This is a genomic window from Curtobacterium sp. YC1 (assembly GCF_016267665.1).
GTDB lineage: Bacteria > Actinomycetota > Actinomycetes > Actinomycetales > Microbacteriaceae > Curtobacterium.
Genome location: NZ_CP066341.1, coordinates 1,177,011 through 1,194,211 on the forward strand (window position 1 = coordinate 1,177,011; position 17,201 = coordinate 1,194,211).

Here is a 17,201-nt window from a genome sequence, read left to right on the forward strand (position 1 = left end):
GCCAGCTGGCACCGGGCCTCCCGTCCGTCGTCGCGTGCGGCGACCGCAGCGCCGTCGCTACCGGATCTCGAGGTCGTGGACCGAGTACCCGTAGGGGGTCGCGCGGTCGACACCGTGCAACCGGACGTACCGCCACGACCCGTCGAGGGCGAGCGTGTCGGTCCCGCCGTCGCCGTCGGTCTCGGTGGCGAGCGTCGTCCACCCGTCGTCGCCCGCGTTCCGCCCCTCGATCCGGTAGGCACGTCCGAAGGCGTCCTCCCACCGGACGACCGCGCCGTGCAGGCGGTGCGGAGCGCCCAGGTCGACGGCGAGCCACTGGTCGTCGGTGTGCCCGCTCGCCCACCGCGAGCCCGGGTCGCCGTCGACGGCGTTGCGCGCCGGGACGCTCGCGGACTCGTCCGCGGAGGACGACACCGTCGCACGGCGGGCCAGGTCCGGCGTCGGAGCGCCCTGCATCGAGAAGACGCGCAGGTCCCACAGCGACGAGCCGAAGCCCGTGTGCCGCCGGTCGGCCACCAGCCGGACGTACCGACCGGTGACGTCGTCCAGGCGGTGGGACACCTCGCCACCGGTGCCGTGCTGCTCCTCGGCCACCGTGCGCCAGGGGTCGTCCGCGTCGGCACGGACCTGGATCCGGTACGCCTCGGCGAAGGCCGCCTCCCAGTCGACCTGCACCTGGTCGACCGGCACGACCTGCCCGAGGTCGACGGCCAGCCACTCGCCGTCACGCGCGGCGCTCGACCACCGGGTCCCGCCGTCCCCGTCCACCGCGTTACCGCCGGACAGGTCGCCGCGTTCGTCGGACGACGTGGTGACGGGCTTGCCGGCCGCCACGTCGCGGGACGGGCCGGGGGCGGCGGGGGCGTCGGTCGGCTCGTCGAGCGTGGTGACGGTGGCCCGGCCCGAGGCCGCGCCCACGGTGGCGGTGACCGTGGCGGTCGCCCCGCCGTCGGCCGGCGCGGTGACCAGGCCGTCGTCGACACTGCCGCCACCCGTGACGGACCACGCGACGCGAGCCGGGTCGAGGCGGCCGCCGTACCCGTCGTCGTCGAACCCGTACGCCGTCAACCGCAGGTCGTCGGACGGACGGACGGTCGCGGTGCGGGGCCCGACGAGCACGTCGGACACGTCGACGGACGACGCCGCGGGCGTGCCCGACACGTGGACCTCCCAGATCGAGTAGCCGTAGCCGGTGAGCCGCTCGGTCATGTGCAGGCGCACGAACCGCGCACTCGTGCCGACGGGCACCGTGTCGGCGTCGGCCGTCGTCTTGTCGACGGTGCGGACGTCACGCCACGGCTCGTCCGCCGTGTCCCGGACCTGCAGCACCCAGCGCGCCGCGGCCGCGTTCTCCCAGTCGACCTGCACGGTGTCGACGTCGGTCTGCCGGCCGAGGTCGATCGTGTAGTCGACGTCGTCGACGCCGTGCGCGCTCTCCCAGCGCGTGCTGCGGTCGCCGTCCACGGCCTTCGCGGCGGTGTTGCCGCCGTCCGTGGAGGTCGCGACGACGTCGGCGCCGGACGCCGCGTCGGGCAGTGCGGTCACGGACGCCACGACCGCCGAGCCCTCGACGTCGCCGCCGGTGACGACGACGTGGCCGGAGCCGGAGGCGGTGGTCGTCACGGTGCCGTCCGCTGCGGCGGTCCCGTCGCCCGTGTACGACCAGGTCAGGTCGGCGGGCAGGGCCGCCGGGTCGCCGTACTGGTCGTGGCCGGCGGCACGGAACCGCTGCGGCGTCCCGACCACGAGCCGGTCGAAGCCCGGCGCGACGTCGATGCCGGTCAGGACCGGTGCCGGCGCGACCCGGAAGGCGTACGTGCCCCGGACGTCGCCGACGGTCGCGGTGACCGTCGCGCGCTCGGCCCGGGCCGACGCTCGGTGCACGCCGGTGTCGCTGATCGTGCCGGTGTCGGTCGACCACGTGACGTCGTGCAGGTCGACGGTCGCGCCGTACTGGTCGAAGCCGGTCGCGGTGAACGTCGTCGTGGCGCCCGGGACGATCGTCTTCGGGTCGCCGTCGGTGCTGACCACGACCTCGGTGAGCCGGGCGTCGAGGTGCGACGTGATCTGGCTCTGGGCGGGGACCGCGATCTGCCCGATCACCTCGTCGCCCTCGTAGACGTCGTAGGTGTGCTGGACGGTGTCGGGGTTGGCGACGACGTAGCTGACCGTGCCGTCGGCGGCCTCGAACACCTGGCTGAGCGGGGCGGAGGTGTGCCGGTCCGTGACCTCGGTGCCGACGGTCCGGTTCGACATCGCCTGGTGGTACACGATTCCGGCCATCGACTGCCCGGTCACGGCCGGGTCGTCCGCTGCCCACAGCGCCGCGTGCACGTCGGCGTAGGTGTCGGGGTCGTACTGGCCGAGGAACCCGAGGACGACGTTGCCGAGGGCGTCGCCCATGCCGCTGAACACCGCCGCCGCGTGCTCGGTGTCCTCACCGGGGGTGTGGTCGGTCAGGTCGACGCCGTACAGCCGGTCGATCGTGTCGGTGTCGGCGCGGAAGTCGTCCACCAGGAACGGCATCAGCGGCGACGGGGTCGGCCAGTCCTGGGGCCTCCGGTCGGCGGTGGGGCCGTCGAGCTCGGCGGGCACCAGGGCGGCGGGCAGGGTGTCGGGCGACCAGTACCGGTCCGGGAACTCCACCCGGCCGTCGTCGGACACGCGCACGAACAGGGTGTCGGTCGCCCGGTCGTACAGGGGGTTGTCCGCCGTGCGTCGGGTGACGTAGCCGGGGTGGTTCGTCTCGACCGCCCGGATCGCGTCCTGCAGCTCGCGGATCGCCGCCGGACGGTCGCGGGTGATCGCGGTGTCGCCGTAGGTCCCGACGCCCCACCACTTCTTCGTGAGCATCTGGATGCGTGCCACGTTGCCGTCGGTGACGCCCGCCTGCCCCAGGACCTGTGGGCGGGCGGCCATCATCTCGCGCATCAGCGCCTCGGAGAACCCGGGGTCCCAGCCGAAGTAGTCGAACCACGGCGCGATCGGCATCCACTGGATGCCGAAGATCCACGCGGGGTCGCCCGAGAAGTACGTGGCGTGGGCCTGCCCGGAGTCGAACAGGATCCCCGCCTGCCCGTGCTCGTACTGCTCCGGGAACGCGCCGGTGCCGTCGTAGGACGCCGACGCGGGGTTGCCGCGCACGTTCTGCCAGTAGTCGCGGACGGCGGCACGCTCGGTGACGTACTGCACCGCTCCGGCCGCCTGCATCGCGTCGTCGCCGAGGACGGTGCCGAGCAGGAACAGGCCGGCCTCGGACTGGATCGCCTCGGACGACGACTCCTGGTTGTTGCCACCGGGCGAGGACACCCCGCCGGCGTTCGACCGGCCCTCCCACACCCCGAAGGTGCGCATGTGCGGGAAGCGGTCGTCGTCGCGGTCCCAGTTCGCGTACTGCTTCGCGACCATGGTCGCCATGCCCTGGTACCGGTCGGCCCAGTCGTGGTCGACCTGCCCGAGCAGGGCCGTCGCGACCGCGAAGTAGCCGTAGTGGAAGTGGTTGTCGTTGAACTGCGCCGACCCGTACGAGTCCGCGAAGCCGATGAGCGCCTTCCACGTCGGGTACATCGCGAAGAAGTGCTCGGACTCGCCGGCGCTGTAGGTGTACCAGTCGGTCAGGGCCCGTTCGAGCGTGTCCTGCAGCGTCCGAGCGTCCTCGTCGGCACCGATCTCGCGCGCGATGGTCATGTACTCGGCGAGCTGCAGGACGTCCTTGCCGCCCCAGTAGGTGTCGCCGCCGTACGTCGTCTTCGCGGCGTAGTCGTGCAGGTACTCGCGCATGACGTCGTCGGAGTACGGGGAGTCGCCGACCGCCTCGGGTGTGGCGCCGATCGGGGTGATGCCGGTGAACCGGTAGTCGAGCGTCCAGCCGCCGTGCCCGACGGTGGTCCGCATGGTGCCGCGCGGGGTGGCGTACGTGGCGCCGGTGAAGCGCAGGTTCGTCGTGGCGTCGGCGTACTGGTGCTGCAGCCAGCCCTGCACGGTGTCGTGGTCGTCGCCCTGCAGTGGGTCGGTGCGGATCGACCACTGCTGGCGGACGTTGGCCGCGGCCGGGTCGTACGAGTACGTCATGGTGGTGTCGCGGGGGACGGCGAAGGCCGTGCGGTGCAGGTCGTCGAGCGTCAGCCCGTCCTCGGGCACGGCGCTCAGCACCAGGTACGGGGTGCCCGCGGACGCCTCGAGCACGTTCCCGACCCGGGTGAAGGTGGTCCGGTCCGGCGCGTGGACGCCGAACACGTGGCCGTCCTGGCGGATCTCGAACCGGTCCGTCGTCGCCGGCAGGTCGATCGCCCGCCCGTCGCCGTCGGTGATCTCGGCGCCGTCCTGGAGGGTCAGGCGCGGGGTCATGCCGTGGAACTCGAACCACTCGTAGGGCGAACCCTGCACGCTCGTCACGTCCATGTACTGGCCGCCGGGACCGTCCTGCGGCATCCGCCAGCTGACGTTCCAGTCGCCCCAGCGCAGCGCGTCGGCCTGCTCCGCCGAGAACGTCGTCGAGAAGCGCGCGGCCACGCCGTCCGGCGCGTCGGTCAGCAGCACCTGGTCGACCAGCACGTGCGCCCACCCGGCGCGCAGGTCGTCGACGATCCGCAGCTGCGCGGCCCGGCCCTGGTACGCGGAGACGTCCCAGCTGTCCCAGCGCAGCTGTTCGCCGTCGCGCCCGGTGCTGCTGGCGACGACCTCGCCGTCGACCACGAGCTGCACGGCCTCGTGGTCGGGGTGCCGACCGCCGCCCACCAGGAACGCCAGGGTGGACCGGTCGATGGTGAAGGTCGGCGAGGTGAGCGTGCCGGTCGCGCCGTCGCCGTCCTCGTCGGTGAACGAGTTGAGGAAGTGTCCGCCGAGCCACCCGGACACCGCGCTCTGTCCGGACGCCGTGCCGGTCGCGGTGGTCGTGAAGGCGTCGCCGGTCGCGGTCCAGCCGTCGGGCAGGCCGTCCTCGAAGTCGGCGAGGACCCGGTCGCTCGCGTCCGGGGTCGGCTCGACGGTCCCGCCCACCGTCACCGGCGCTTCGAGCCGCATGGCGGTGCCGTCGTCGTTCCAGCGCGTGGGGATCGAGACCTTCGTGCCGGCCGCGCTGTTCGACGACACGAACGGGTACGCCCACATGTCGCCGGAGTACCTGCTGACGAGCAGGTCGGTCCACCACTGGTTCGTCGGGACGGGCTCGCCGGCCCGCGAGGGGTCGATGTACAGCTTCTGGTCGAGTGTCTTCCGCACGTCCGCGATGTCGGTGATCTCGTCAGGCGGTGTCGGTGCGTACGAGCCGTCACCCACCCGTACGCCGTCGGCAGCGGGGCGGGCGCGGGACGTGCCTCCCGGCTGCTCGGCGGCGGCAGCGGAACCGGCGGCAGCGGAACCGGCGGCGGCGGAACCGGCGGCAGCGGAACCGACAGCGGCCGGCACATCGGCCGGCGAACGCGGGGCGTCGTCGGTCGCGGCGGTCGCCGGCGTGACGGCGACGGCCAGCAGCGTGGCGGCGGTCAGTGCGCCGGCGGTGGCGGCGAGGGCCGCTGCGCGGAACGATCGGCTTCGGACGGCGGGACGCGGTGCGGTCACCGGGGACTCCTTGTCGGAGGGGTTCGGCCGGACGCGACGAGGTCGGCCGCGGTCGGCTGGGTCAGGTGGTGCGGGGCCTGCACTCGGACTGATCGGCAGCGTCGCGCGCGCCGTCAGCAGTCGGGCTCACCGCGTTGGCGTGCCGCCCCGCTGGGTCCTACGGTGGTGGCCGTGCCGACGATCGGACTGCGCCGGATGGTGCCACGCGACCCCGACCAGCGGCACCGTGCCGCCAGCCCCCTGGAGCTGCTGTTCGACCTGGTGTTCGTGGTGGCGGTGGGCTTCGCCGCGACGAACCTGCACGAGATCGAGGTCGAGGGACACGTCACCTCCGCCGTCCTGTCCTACGGGCTGGTGTTCTTCTCGATCTGGTGGGCGTGGATGAACTTCACGTGGTTCGCCACGTCGTTCGACACCGACGACTGGCTCTACCGCGTGATGACGTTCGTGCAGATGGCCGGGGTGCTCGTGCTGGCCGCCGGGGTGCACGCGGCCATGGTCGAGAACGACTTCACCATCGGCATCACCGGCTACGTCGTCATGCGGCTGGCGCTCGTCGGGCAGTGGGTCCGCGCTGCGGCCTCGTCGAGCCGCCACCGGCGCACCGCCCTCCGGCACGCCGTCGGCATCACCGTGGTCCAGGTGCTCTGGGTGGTCTCGCTCGCCCTGCCCGACGACGTCTGGGCGTACTCCGCGCCGTTCCTCGTGCTCGGTGAGCTGCTCGTGCCGGTCTGGGCGCAGACCACGACGGGCACCGTGCCGTGGCACACCCGGCACCTGGCCGAGCGGTTCTCGCTGTTCACCCTCATCGTCCTGGGCGAGGGACTGGTGGCCTCGGCCGGCGCGGTGATCGACGCCCTCGCCGACACCGAGCACCTCGGGGCACTGCTGGCACTCGCGGGCTGCGGACTCGTCATCACCGTCGGGATGTGGTGGATCTACTTCTCCCGCGAGCAGCACGCGCACATCCGCTCGCTGCCCACCGCGCTCGTCTTCGGCTACGGGCACTCCGTCGTGTTCGCGGCCGCCGGTGCCCTGCCGGCCGGCATCGAGGTCGCGGTCAGCGCCGACGCCGGACACGTCGCGCTGTCGTCCGCCTCGGTCGCCGCGACCGTCGCGGTGCCGGTCGCCGTGTTCGTGCTGTCGATCTGGGCACTCGCGATCCGGCCGTCGCTGTCGGGCCGGGCCAACACCGTCGTGGTGGTCCTGACGATCGTGGTCCTCGCCTCGATCGCGGTGCCGGCGGTGTCGCTGCCGGTCACGGCGCTCGCCGTGGCGGCGGTGGTCGTGACCCTCGAGGTCGCGTCCGCCCGGACCGGGACCTGACGGACGACGGACGGGAGGCAGGGTGCCAGCCGGCACCGTGCCTCCCGTCCGTCATCGGTCACGTCGACGGCCGGCACCGGTCCGCGGGGACCGGCCGCCGGTCGCCGCCGTCGTCAGCGCTCCGGGCGCTCCGGCGTGCCGCCGTCCGCTGCCGGACGTGCGTCCAGGCTGCTGTCCATCGCGGGGTCGGGCGAGACCGCCTCGGTCCGGACCGGGAAGTCGTCGATCGCCGACGCCTGCACGGTCTGCGCGGTCGTCTGCCGGCCGCCCCGCACCCGGTTGCGCACGGCCGACCAGGGCCGGGCGAAGCCGCTGCGCGGTCCACGCTCGGTCGGTGCCTCGACCTCGAGCCCGTAGTAGGCGCCGACGTGCTCGAGCAGGACCTCGCGCTCGGCCTTGTCGTACGCACGCCGTTCCCGGGTGAAGGCGATGATCGTCGACCAGCACGTCAACAGCAGCACGACGCTGAACGGCAGCGCGGTGGTGATCGCCGCCGTCTTCAGCGCGTTCAGGCCACCGCTGACGAGCAGCGCGACCGCGAGCAGCGCCGCGACCCCGGCGAAGAAGACCCGCAGCCAGTTCTTCGGCTCGATGTCGCCACCCGACGCGATCATCGCCATCACGAGCGCACCGGAGTCCGACGAGGTCACGAAGAACACGCCGATGAGCAGGATCGCGCCGTAGGTCAGCACCATGCCGGCGGGCAGGTCGCCGAGCAGGCCGAACAGCGACCCCTCGATGTCGACCGTGCCGTCGGCACCGACCAGCCCGCCGGCGCCGTCGGTCTCGCGGTGGATGGCCGCACCGCCGAGGACGGCGAACCACAGGAACGTGAGCGCGGTCGGCACGAGCAGCACGCCGAACACGAACTGCCGGACCGTGCGGCCCTTGGAGATGCGGGCGATGAAGACACCGACGAACGGCGCCCACGACATCCACCAGCCCCAGTAGAACGTGGTCCAGGCGCCCTGCCAGGCCTCGCCCTCGGCGCCCTGCTGGGCGGTGACGTTGAACGACAGGCCGACGACGTTCTGCAGGTAGGAGCCGATGGACTGCACGAAGTCGCGCAGCAGGAACTGGGTCGGGCCGACGATGAGCACGAACAGCAGCAGCGCCGCGGCGAGCAGCAGGTTGAAGTTCGACAGGATCTTCATGCCCTTGGCGACGCCGGTCACGAGCGAGACGATCGTGACCGCCGTGATGACCGCGATGATGGCGATCTGGCTGACGATCCCGCTGTCGGCGATGCCGGCGCTCTCGAGCCCGGCGCCGATCTGGATCACACCGAGGCCGAGGGAGGTCGCGACACCGAACAGCGTGCCGACCAGGGCGATGACGTCGATCAGGTTGCCCCAACCGCCGCGCACGCGGTTGCCGAGCAGGGGCTCGAGCGCCCAGCGGATGGAGACCGGGCGACCACGACGGTGGATCGCGTACGCCAGGGCGAGCCCGAGCACCACGTAGATGGCCCAGGCGTGCAGACCCCAGTGCAGGAACGTCTGGGTCAGGGCCTGCTGCGCGAGCTCCTTCTCGGTGCCGGTCACGCCGGGCCGCGGTGAGGCGAAGTGGCTGAGCGGCTCGGACACCCCGTAGAAGACGAGGCCGATACCCATGCCGGCGGCGAAGAGCAGCGAGAACCACGAGCCGGTCGAGAACTCGGGCTCGTCCTGGTCCTTGCCGAGCTTGATGTCACCGAACCGGCTGAAGCCGACGAACAGCGAGAAGCCGACGAAGAACGCGGCGATGAGCACGTAGTACCAGCTGAAGTTCCGGACGATGCCGTCCTGCAGCCCGAGGAACAGTGCCTCGGCGGTGGCGGGGGAGACGAGGGTGAACGCCACGAACCCGAGCACGAGCACGGCGGCGGGCCAGAACACCCACCGCCGCAGCTGCGAGGTCGTCGGGACGGGCGCGGGCAGGGGTGGAGTGGTGCTTGCCATGTCCTCCATGGTGCCCGCGGTCGAACCTGTGTGTCCGGACAGGTGCGCGCGGGAGGGGATCCGACGGCATCGCGCGGGCGCGTCGCCGACCGCACGACGGACGGGAGGCGCGGGTCGGCGCCGCCCCGCGCCTCCCGTCCGCCCTGCGCACCCGATCACCACCAGGTGCGATTACAACGTTGACTCTCGCTTTACAGCGCTGTAAACAAGAACCTGCGCGACGACGCGCGACGAGGGAGAGACCCGATGGTGGGAAGCAGGACCGCAACACTCCAGGCCGCGCTGAGCCGGCGGGGGTTCCTCGCGGGCGCGGCCGGTGGCATCGCACTCGGCACCATGGCGCTCGCCGGGTGCGCGACCCCGGGCCGGGCCGCCGGTGGCACCACGACGCTCCGCTTCTACGAGCAGAAGCAGGAGGTCATCGCGTACTTCGACGAGCTGCTGCGACGGTTCGAGGGCGAGCACGTCGGCATGTCGGTCGTGCACGACAGCACGGCGGCGATCGCCCCGCAGTTCGTGCGCGGCGAACCGGCCGACGTCGGGTGCTTCAACGACAACCTCGAGCTCGCGCGGTACATCTCGCGCGGCGTGCTCAGCGACCTGAGCGACCTGCCGTCGGCAGCGCGGGTCCGACCGGACATCGACACCCTGACCAACCAGTACGCCACGTTCGAGGGCCGCACGAGCGTGCTGCCGTACTCGCTCGCCGCGGCCGGCGTGATCTACAACAAGGCGATCTTCGCCGACCACGACCTGCCGGTGCCGACCACGTGGGACGACTTCGTCGAGGTCTGCCGCACCCTGCAGAAGGCCGGCATCACCCCGATCTACGCGACCGACCGCGACACGTGGACCCTCTGGCAGGGCCTGTTCGACTACTCGGTGGGCAGCCTCGTCGACACCGGGTCGTTCTTCCGCAAGATGAAGGCGCTCGGCACCGACGTCGGCCCCGACTCCGAGGTGTCGTTCGAGCAGGACTTCGCCGTGCCGATGGAGCGCGCGAAGACCATCTCGTCGTTCTTCAACCCGGACCACGCCACCCGCGCCTACGCCGACGGCAACCTGGCGTTCGGCAAGGGCGAGGCCGCGATGTACCTGCAGGGCCCGTGGGCGCTCGGCCAGATCGCCCTCGTCGACGAGGAGCTGCCCGTCGGCACGTTCGCGCTGCCGGTGTCGAACGACCCGGCCGACCGCAAGGCCCGGGTCAACATCGACCTCGGCCTCTGGATCCCGACGGCGTCCGAGCACCCGGACGAGGCGAAGGAGCTCGTCGAGTTCCTCATGCAGCCCGAGGTCATCGACGCCTACAACCGCGACAACCTGGCGTACTCGCCCACCAAGGACGCACCCCCGCAGCAGGACGAGCGCCTCGCCGGACTGCAGCAGTACGTCGACGACGCCGCGTTCTACCAGGGCGCCGGCACGTTCATCCCGACCTCGATCCCGCTCGGCAACTACCTGCAGTCGGCGATCCGGAGCGGGGACTTCACCTCGATGCTGCGGCGGCTCGACGCGGACTGGCGTCGGCTCGCCGGCCGGTCGGCCACGGTCTGAGCCGGACCAGGACAGGAGCACTCCCCATGACCATGCAGACCCCGCTCTCCCGCGACACCGACCCGCAGCGTTCCGGGCCGGCGACCGCGGCCGCCCGCACGCACCGCCGTGCCGGGTCCCTCCGGCGCACGGAGGGCATGTACTACCTGTTCCTCGTGCCGGCCCTCGTGCTGTTCACGGCCTTCGTCGTCGCGCCCGCCTGCGTCGGCGTCTTCTACAGCTTCACCGACTACCTCGGGTTCGGGCAGTGGAACTTCCTCGGCATCGAGAACTACACGGCGCTCGTGTCCGACCCGGCGATCGTGGCGTCCTACGGGTTCACGCTCGGGTTCGCCGTCGTCACCGTCATCGTGACGCAGGTGATCGCGCTGACCCTGGCGATCGCGCTCGCCAAGCGCATCCGGTTCGCCGCCGGCCTGCGGTCGGTGTTCGTCATCCCGATGGTGATCTCCGGGATCATCGTCGCCTACGTGTTCAACTTCCTGTTCTCGAACACCGTGCCGGCCCTGGCGACGAGCGTCGGCTTCGGCCCCCTCGAGCAGAGCATCCTCGGCGACCCGAACCTCGCCTGGCTCGCGATCGTCATCGTGTCCGCCTGGCAGACGGTGCCCGGCGCGTTGCTCATCTACACCGCGGGACTCACCTCGATCCCCGAGGAGCTGTACGAGGCCAGTTCGCTCGACGGCGCGACGGGCTGGAAGCAGCTGCGCGCGATCACGCTGCCGCTGCTCGGCGGCTTCATCGTGATCAACACCGTGCTCGGCGTGAAGGGCTACCTCGGCGCCTACGACGTCATCGTCGGTCTGACGAACGGCGGACCGGGCAGTGCGACCAGCAGCGTCGCGATGACGATCTTCGGCGGCTTCACCGGTGGCGACTACGCCTACCAGATGGCCAACGCGACCGTCTTCTTCATCATCACCGTCCTCATCTCCGTGCTGCAGCTCGCGGCGACCCGCGGAAGGAACCTGCGACTCGCATGACCGCCATCGACTCCCGCCCACCCACCGACACCCGTGCGGTGACCACCGGCGGCGCCGGACGCTCCGGCCGTGGCCACCGTCGTCGCCTCGGCGGCACCAACTGGACCCTGACCGTCCTGCTCGGCCTCGCGTCGCTGACCGTGCTGATCCCGCTGTACGTCACGCTCTCGATGGCGTTCAAGACGAGCGAGCAGTCCGTCGACGGCAACGCGCTGTCGCTGCCGTTCCCGTTCAACCCCGGCTCGTTCGCCGAGGCCTGGCAGCTCACGCGCTTCCCGGTGTCGTTCTCGGTGTCGCTCGGCGTCGCGGCGCTCACCGTGGTCGCGACGCTGCTGCTCAGTTCGTTCGCCTCGTACGCGATCGTCCGGAACTGGCACAAGCGGTTCTTCCGGTGGTCGTTCGTGTACCTGCTCGCGGCGATGTTCCTGCCGTTCCCCGTGGTGGCGCTGCCGCAGATCAAGCTGACCGCCGAGATCGGGCTCGACAACCCGGTCGGTGTCGGGATCCTGCACGCCATGTTCCAACTGTCGTTCAGCGTGCTGCTCTACTCGGCGTACCTCCGGTCGATCCCGGTCGAGCTCGAGGAGAGCGCCCGCATCGACGGGGCCTCGACGTGGCAGATCTTCTGGCGGATCATCCTGCCGCTGCTCGGCCCGATGAACGCCACGGTGGGCATCTTCGCGTTCCTGGCGTCGTGGAACGACTTCATGATGCCGTCGCTCATCACCGCGGACCCGGGCCTGCAGACACTGCCCGTCGTGCAGAACATCTTCCAGAGCCAGTTCGGCACGAACTACAACGTCGCCTTCGCCTCGTACCTCATGGCGATGGCGCCGACGATCATCGTCTACCTGTTCGCGCAGCGCTGGGTCATCAGCGGCGTGACGCAGGGCGCGGTCAAGAGCTGAGAGGCACCACGTGAGCAGCACCACCGACACCAGCCTTCCCACCATCCGGCCGTTCCCGGGATCCGACCCGGTCGCCGACCCCGCGGCCGTCGTCACCGGCGAGCACTGGCGCATCACCGTGCTCGACGCCGGCGCCTTCCGGGTCGAGTGGAGCGACGACGGCGGGTTCGAGGACCGCGCGTCGACCTTCGCGATGCGCCGCCGACTGCCCGTGCCGGCGTTCACCGTCGAGCCGGTCGGCACCGGCGTTCTGGTCACCACCGAGCGGGCCCGACTGCGCTACGACGGCCGTCCGTTCAGCCCGAGCGGCCTGGTGGTCGAGACGATCGGCCCCGACGCGAACCGCTGGCGCTGGGGGCAGGAGCCGCGCGACCTCGGTGGCACCGGCCGCACCCTCGACGACGTCGACGGCCGGATGCCGCTCGAACCGGGGATCCTGGCCCGCGACGGCATCACCGCGCTCGACGACAGCGAGTCGTTCCTGTTCGCCGACGACGGCTGGATCGGCACCCGCGTGCCCGGTCGCCGTGACGTGACGGTGTTCGCCTACGGCCGCGACTACGACGACGCGCTCCGGGCCTACCACGCGGTCTCCGGGGCACCGTCGCGCATGCCGCGGTGGGCGCTCGGCAACTGGTGGAGCCGGTACCACCCGTACAGCGACACCTCGTACCTCGAGCTGCTGGACCGCTTCGCCGACGAACACCTGCCGTTCTCGGTGGCCGTGATCGACATGGACTGGCACCGGGTCGACTCGGTCCCTCCGCGCTTCGGCAACGGCTGGACCGGCTACTCGTGGGAGCCGTCGCTGTTCCCGGACCCGTCGGCGTTCCTGGGCGAGCTGCACCGCCGGGGCATGCGCACGACGCTGAACCTGCACCCGGCCGACGGCGTGCGGGCGTTCGAGGACGCCTACCCGGCCGTGGCGCGGGCGATGGGCGTCGACCCGGAGACCGAGCAGCCGATCCCGTTCGACCCGACGGACCGCCGGTTCCTGCAGGCCTACTTCGAACAGCTGCACCGCCCGCTCGAGGAGCAGGGCGTCGACTTCTGGTGGATCGACTGGCAGCAGGGCCGCGAGACCGGGCTGCCCGGGGTCGACCCGCTCTGGCTGCTCAACCACTTCCACCTGCTCGACTCGGCGCGGGACACGGCGTCCGGCGACGCAGCCTCGGACGCGCCCGCCGACGCAGCCTCGGACGCAGCCGCCGACGCGACCGCAGCCCCCGCCCCCGTCGACGGCATGACCTTCTCGCGCTACGCCGGCCCCGGCAGCCACCGGTACGCCGTCGGGTTCTCCGGCGACGCCGTCGTCTCGTGGGCGTCGCTGGCGTTCCAGCCCGAGTTCACCGCCACCGCCGCGAACATCGGCTACCCCTGGTGGAGCCACGACATCGGCGGTCACACCCGAGGGGTCCGCGACGACGAGCTCGCCACGCGCTGGGTGCAGTTCGGGGTGTTCTCGCCGATCATGCGCCTGCACTCGGCGAACAACCCGTTCATCCGCAAGGAACCGTGGGTGTTCCCGGCCGAGGCCCGCGCCGCGATGGGGGAGGCGCTCCGTTTCCGTCACCGCCTGGTGCCGTACCTGCACACGATGAACCACGGCACGGCCGACGGGACCGCCCTGGTGCGTCCGCTGTACCACCTGGAACCCCGCCGCGACGAGGCCTACCGCGCCCCGAACACCTACGCGTTCGGCTCCGAGCTGCTCGTCGCCCCGATCGTCGCACCGCGCGACCCCGCATCCCGGCACGGCGTCGCCCGGGCCTGGCTGCCGCCGGGCACCTGGACCGACGTCTTCACCGGCACCGTGTACGCCGGCGACCGCTTCGTCGACCTGCACCGGACGCTCGACACCGTCCCGGTCCTGCTCCGCGCCGGCGGGATCCTGCCGCTCGCCGCCGAGGACCAGCTCGACGCCACCGCGAACCCGACCGCGTTCGAGGTCCTCGTCGCCCCGGACGCGCCGGGCGACTTCACCCTGGTCGAGGACCGTGAGGGCGAGGGCAGCCGGACCGCCCGGACCCGCCTGAGCTGGGATCCCGAGCTCGCCGAGTTCCGGGTGCACGCGACCACCGGTGCCCTCGACGTCGTGCCCGCACGTCGCGAGTGGCGGGTCACGTTCCTCGCCGCGCCGGCGGACGGACAGCAGACGTCGACCCGGACCGCCGACCGGTTCTCGGTCGACCTGTCGGTCGACACGGCCGACGGGGCGGTCCTCGCGCTCGCCGGGCCGCCGGTCGTGGGCGTGGACGCTCGGGACGCCGTCCGGCGGGCGCTCGAGGGCGCGCAGGCCGGCAACCCGGAGAAGCTCGAGGCGTGGGAGATCGTGGCGAAGGACCTGCCGCGCGCCGACCGCATCGTCGAGCTCGGCACGGTCGGTCTGCCCGACGCCGTGCGGGACGTCGTCGTCGAACTGCTCGGCAGCGTGCACCCGGGGGAGTCGACGCCCTCGGGCCGCTGACGTCCGCAGTCGGGTCTGCGGACGTCGGTCCGTGACCGGGCCCGCCCTGACCCGGGCCCGGTCACACAGCGGACGGGAGGACCGTGGCGGCATCGCCACGGGCCTCCTGTCCGTCGTCAGGCGCCCTGGTGCGCCGCCCGGTCGGACGTGCCGTCCGCGTACGGCGCGCTCTCGCCGACGACCAGGCGGTGCCCGACCGTGACCAGACGGCCGGGCACGTCGGAGCCGTCCATCCGCTCCACCAGCAGGTCGAGCGCCGTCCCGGCCAGGGCGACCGTGTCCGGCGCGACCGAGGTCAGGCTCGGCACCAGACTCGCACCGAGACCCATGGCGTCCCACCCGACGATCGCGACGTCCCGCGGTGCGTCGAGTCCGCGGAGTCGCATGGCGCGCAGGGCACCGAGAGCGGCGAGGTCGTCACGGCAGAGCAGGCCGTCGACCCGCAGCCCGGCGTCGAGCGCCGCACCGAAGGCGGTCTCGGCACCCGCGGCGTCACCGACCGCGCGCGGGACGAGCAGGTCGTCGTCGATGGGCAGCCCGGCGGCGGCGAGCCCGGCGCGGTACCCGTCCAGCCGGAGTCCGGACGTGCGCGACGACGGCCCGGTCTCGTGGCCGAAGAAGCCGATGCGGCGACGACCGAGCGCCACCAGGTGCGCGACCGCTCCGGCCGCGGCCGCCGCGTTGTCGATGACCACCTGGTCGGCGTGCGCGGGCCGCTGGTCCTCGCCCAGGAACACCACGGCGGTGTCGCCACGGATGCGGTCGATGGCCTCGGGGGTGAGCACCTGGGGGTGGATCACCACGCCGTCGACCACGCCGGCCTCGCGTCCCCGCACCGCGGAGCGCTCACCGTCCGGGTCGCCGCCGGTCTCCTCGAGCAGCAGCTGGTAGCCGCGGTCCGAGCAGACCCGTGAGAACACGTGGGCGAGCTCGGCGAAGTAGGGCCGTCGCAGGTCCGGGAACGCGAAGGCGAGCATGTTCGACCGGCCCGTCGCGAGTGATCGGCCGGAGACGTTGGGGCGGTACCCGAGCTCGTCGACCGCCGTCTGCACCCGCAGGCGCATGGCGTCGCTGACGTGTCGGTAGCCGCGCACGACGTTGGACACGGTCTTCATCGACACGCCGGCGTGTGCAGCGACGTCCTGCAGCGTGACCTTGCCCATCCGCTCACCGTAGCCGGAAGGCCGAGCGCGAGCGCACGCGCGCGATCATCGGGGTTCCCCGGAGTGGAGTCAACCCCTGTCGCGGGGGCCGCCACGTGCGCATACTGAGCGCGTCAGCCGCCGCCGTCGACCGGTGCGCGGGACCGGAAGCCGCGTGACCGGGAGGACCAGGGGACCCGATGGAAGCTCCGACCTCCTCGCGCCCGGACCGGCACACGCGCCCCGCCGGACCATCGTGCTGACCGCCGTCCACGGCCCCGACACGGCGCGGACCGTCTTCGTCCGCATCGACCGCATGCGGGGTCGCACAGAACGCTCCGGTACCGACCGGGCCTTCGCGGAACGGGTGCTCGCCCGTGCCGGACACGGCAGCGACGTCGTCGTCGATGCGTCGCGCCGACCGTTCCGGTTCCGCTACCGCACGCGCCGCGACGGCCCCGTGAGCCTGGTCACGGTGTCGGTGTCGACCGGCTTCTCCGGGCTGTTCCGGCCGGCTGGCCGAGTCGTGGTGGCCTGGTCCACCGCGGGCGGAGTGCGGGTGGAGGCCGACGACGGCACGGTGCTGGAGACCCGACCGGGGACTCCCGCCCTGCTGCCGACCGTGGGGCCGTTCACCGTTCAGGTCCCACCCGGCACCCTGCAACTCCTCAGCATCGACCGCGCGCTCGTCGAGCGGGTCCTACGCGACGGCTCCTCCGGCGGCCGCACCGTGCTCCCGGAGAGCGGAGCGGGACCCGACGAGTCCGGGACGCCGGCGTTGCGCCGCGCCGTCGAGGCGGTCGCCGTGGCCTCGGGCAGCGACACGACGACCGTCGAGACCCGGGCCACGGTCCAGTGGGCCCTGGTCGAGGCGGTGGTCGGGACCTTCGGTGTCCGCCGACCCGGGACGGTCGGCCGGTCGACCCGGCCCTCCACGGTCGAGCTGGCCGAGGCCTACCTCGAGGAGCACTGCGCGCTCGCCCTGACCCTCGCCGACGTCTGCGACGCCGTCGGCGTGAGCCCCCGCACGCTGCAGACGGCGTTCGTCCGGACACGCGGCACGTCACCGATGGCGTACCTGCAGCAGGTCCGGCTCGATCGGGTGCACGCGGCGCTGCTCGCCGCCGACCGACGCGAGGCGAGCGTGAGCGAGATCGCGGTCCGGTGGGGGTTCCGCCACCTCGGCCGCTTCTCGGGCACGTACCTGCAGCGGTTCGGGGAGTACCCGGCGCAGACGCTGCGCGCCACGAGGGAAGAGGACGGGGACGAGGACGGAGACGGGGCCGGAGCCGGGGCGCGGCAGGACGTCGGCTGACCGGGCG

Annotated in this window: 9 protein-coding genes; 6 read left to right on the forward strand and 3 right to left on the reverse strand. The window is 72.3% G+C overall.

Annotated elements, in window-relative coordinates; translation table 11 throughout:
• Nucleotides 1-57 precede the first annotated feature (57 nt).
• Nucleotides 58-5,559, reverse strand: coding sequence for a discoidin domain-containing protein (locus I8920_RS05640; protein ID WP_198658167.1), 5,502 nt, complete (start codon nucleotides 5,557-5,559; stop codon nucleotides 58-60).
• A 171-nt stretch (nucleotides 5,560-5,730) separates the two neighbouring features.
• Between I8920_RS05640 and I8920_RS05645 the strand changes: the two genes are divergently transcribed.
• Nucleotides 5,731-6,885 carry a low temperature requirement protein A gene (locus I8920_RS05645; RefSeq protein WP_198658168.1) on the forward strand — a complete coding sequence of 385 codons (1,155 nt, stop codon included), beginning with the start codon at nucleotides 5,731-5,733 and terminating at the stop codon, nucleotides 6,883-6,885.
• Between the two features lie 113 nt (nucleotides 6,886-6,998).
• On the opposite strand, the gene I8920_RS05650 is transcribed toward I8920_RS05645, so the two are convergent.
• Complete coding sequence (locus I8920_RS05650; RefSeq protein ID WP_232832836.1) at nucleotides 6,999-8,825, reverse strand: BCCT family transporter; 1,827 nt, start codon at nucleotides 8,823-8,825, stop codon at nucleotides 6,999-7,001.
• Between the two features lie 246 nt (nucleotides 8,826-9,071).
• Between I8920_RS05650 and I8920_RS05655 the strand changes: the two genes are divergently transcribed.
• Genes I8920_RS05655 through I8920_RS05670 form a run of 4 tightly spaced genes read left to right on the forward strand, consistent with a single transcriptional unit; the run spans nucleotide 9,072 to nucleotide 14,737 of the window.
• Nucleotides 9,072-10,379, forward strand: a complete 1,308-nt coding sequence (locus tag I8920_RS05655) for an ABC transporter substrate-binding protein (RefSeq protein WP_232832837.1) — start codon at nucleotides 9,072-9,074, stop codon at nucleotides 10,377-10,379.
• A gap of 26 nt (nucleotides 10,380-10,405) precedes the next feature.
• The gene (locus I8920_RS05660) at nucleotides 10,406-11,362 is read left to right on the forward strand and encodes a carbohydrate ABC transporter permease (RefSeq protein ID WP_198658169.1); all 957 of its coding nucleotides are present in this window, start codon (nucleotides 10,406-10,408) and stop codon (nucleotides 11,360-11,362) included.
• On the forward strand, nucleotides 11,359-12,270 hold the full coding sequence (locus I8920_RS05665) for a carbohydrate ABC transporter permease (RefSeq protein ID WP_225557692.1): 912 nt from the start codon (nucleotides 11,359-11,361) through the stop codon (nucleotides 12,268-12,270). Before I8920_RS05660 ends, I8920_RS05665 begins: the two co-directional genes overlap by 4 nt.
• A 10-nt stretch (nucleotides 12,271-12,280) precedes the next feature.
• A complete protein-coding gene (locus I8920_RS05670) occupies nucleotides 12,281-14,737 on the forward strand; it encodes a glycoside hydrolase family 31 protein (protein ID WP_198658170.1) in 2,457 nt (818 codons plus the stop codon).
• A gap of 116 nt (nucleotides 14,738-14,853) precedes the next feature.
• On the opposite strand, the gene I8920_RS05675 is transcribed toward I8920_RS05670, so the two are convergent.
• The gene (locus I8920_RS05675; RefSeq protein ID WP_198658171.1) at nucleotides 14,854-15,900 is read right to left on the reverse strand and encodes a LacI family DNA-binding transcriptional regulator; all 1,047 of its coding nucleotides are present in this window, start codon (nucleotides 15,898-15,900) and stop codon (nucleotides 14,854-14,856) included.
• Nucleotides 15,901-16,135: 235 nt separating this feature from the next.
• Between I8920_RS05675 and I8920_RS05680 the strand changes: the two genes are divergently transcribed.
• Nucleotides 16,136-17,194, forward strand: a complete 1,059-nt coding sequence (locus I8920_RS05680; RefSeq protein ID WP_198658172.1) for an AraC family transcriptional regulator — start codon at nucleotides 16,136-16,138, stop codon at nucleotides 17,192-17,194.
• Nucleotides 17,195-17,201 lie beyond the last annotated feature (7 nt).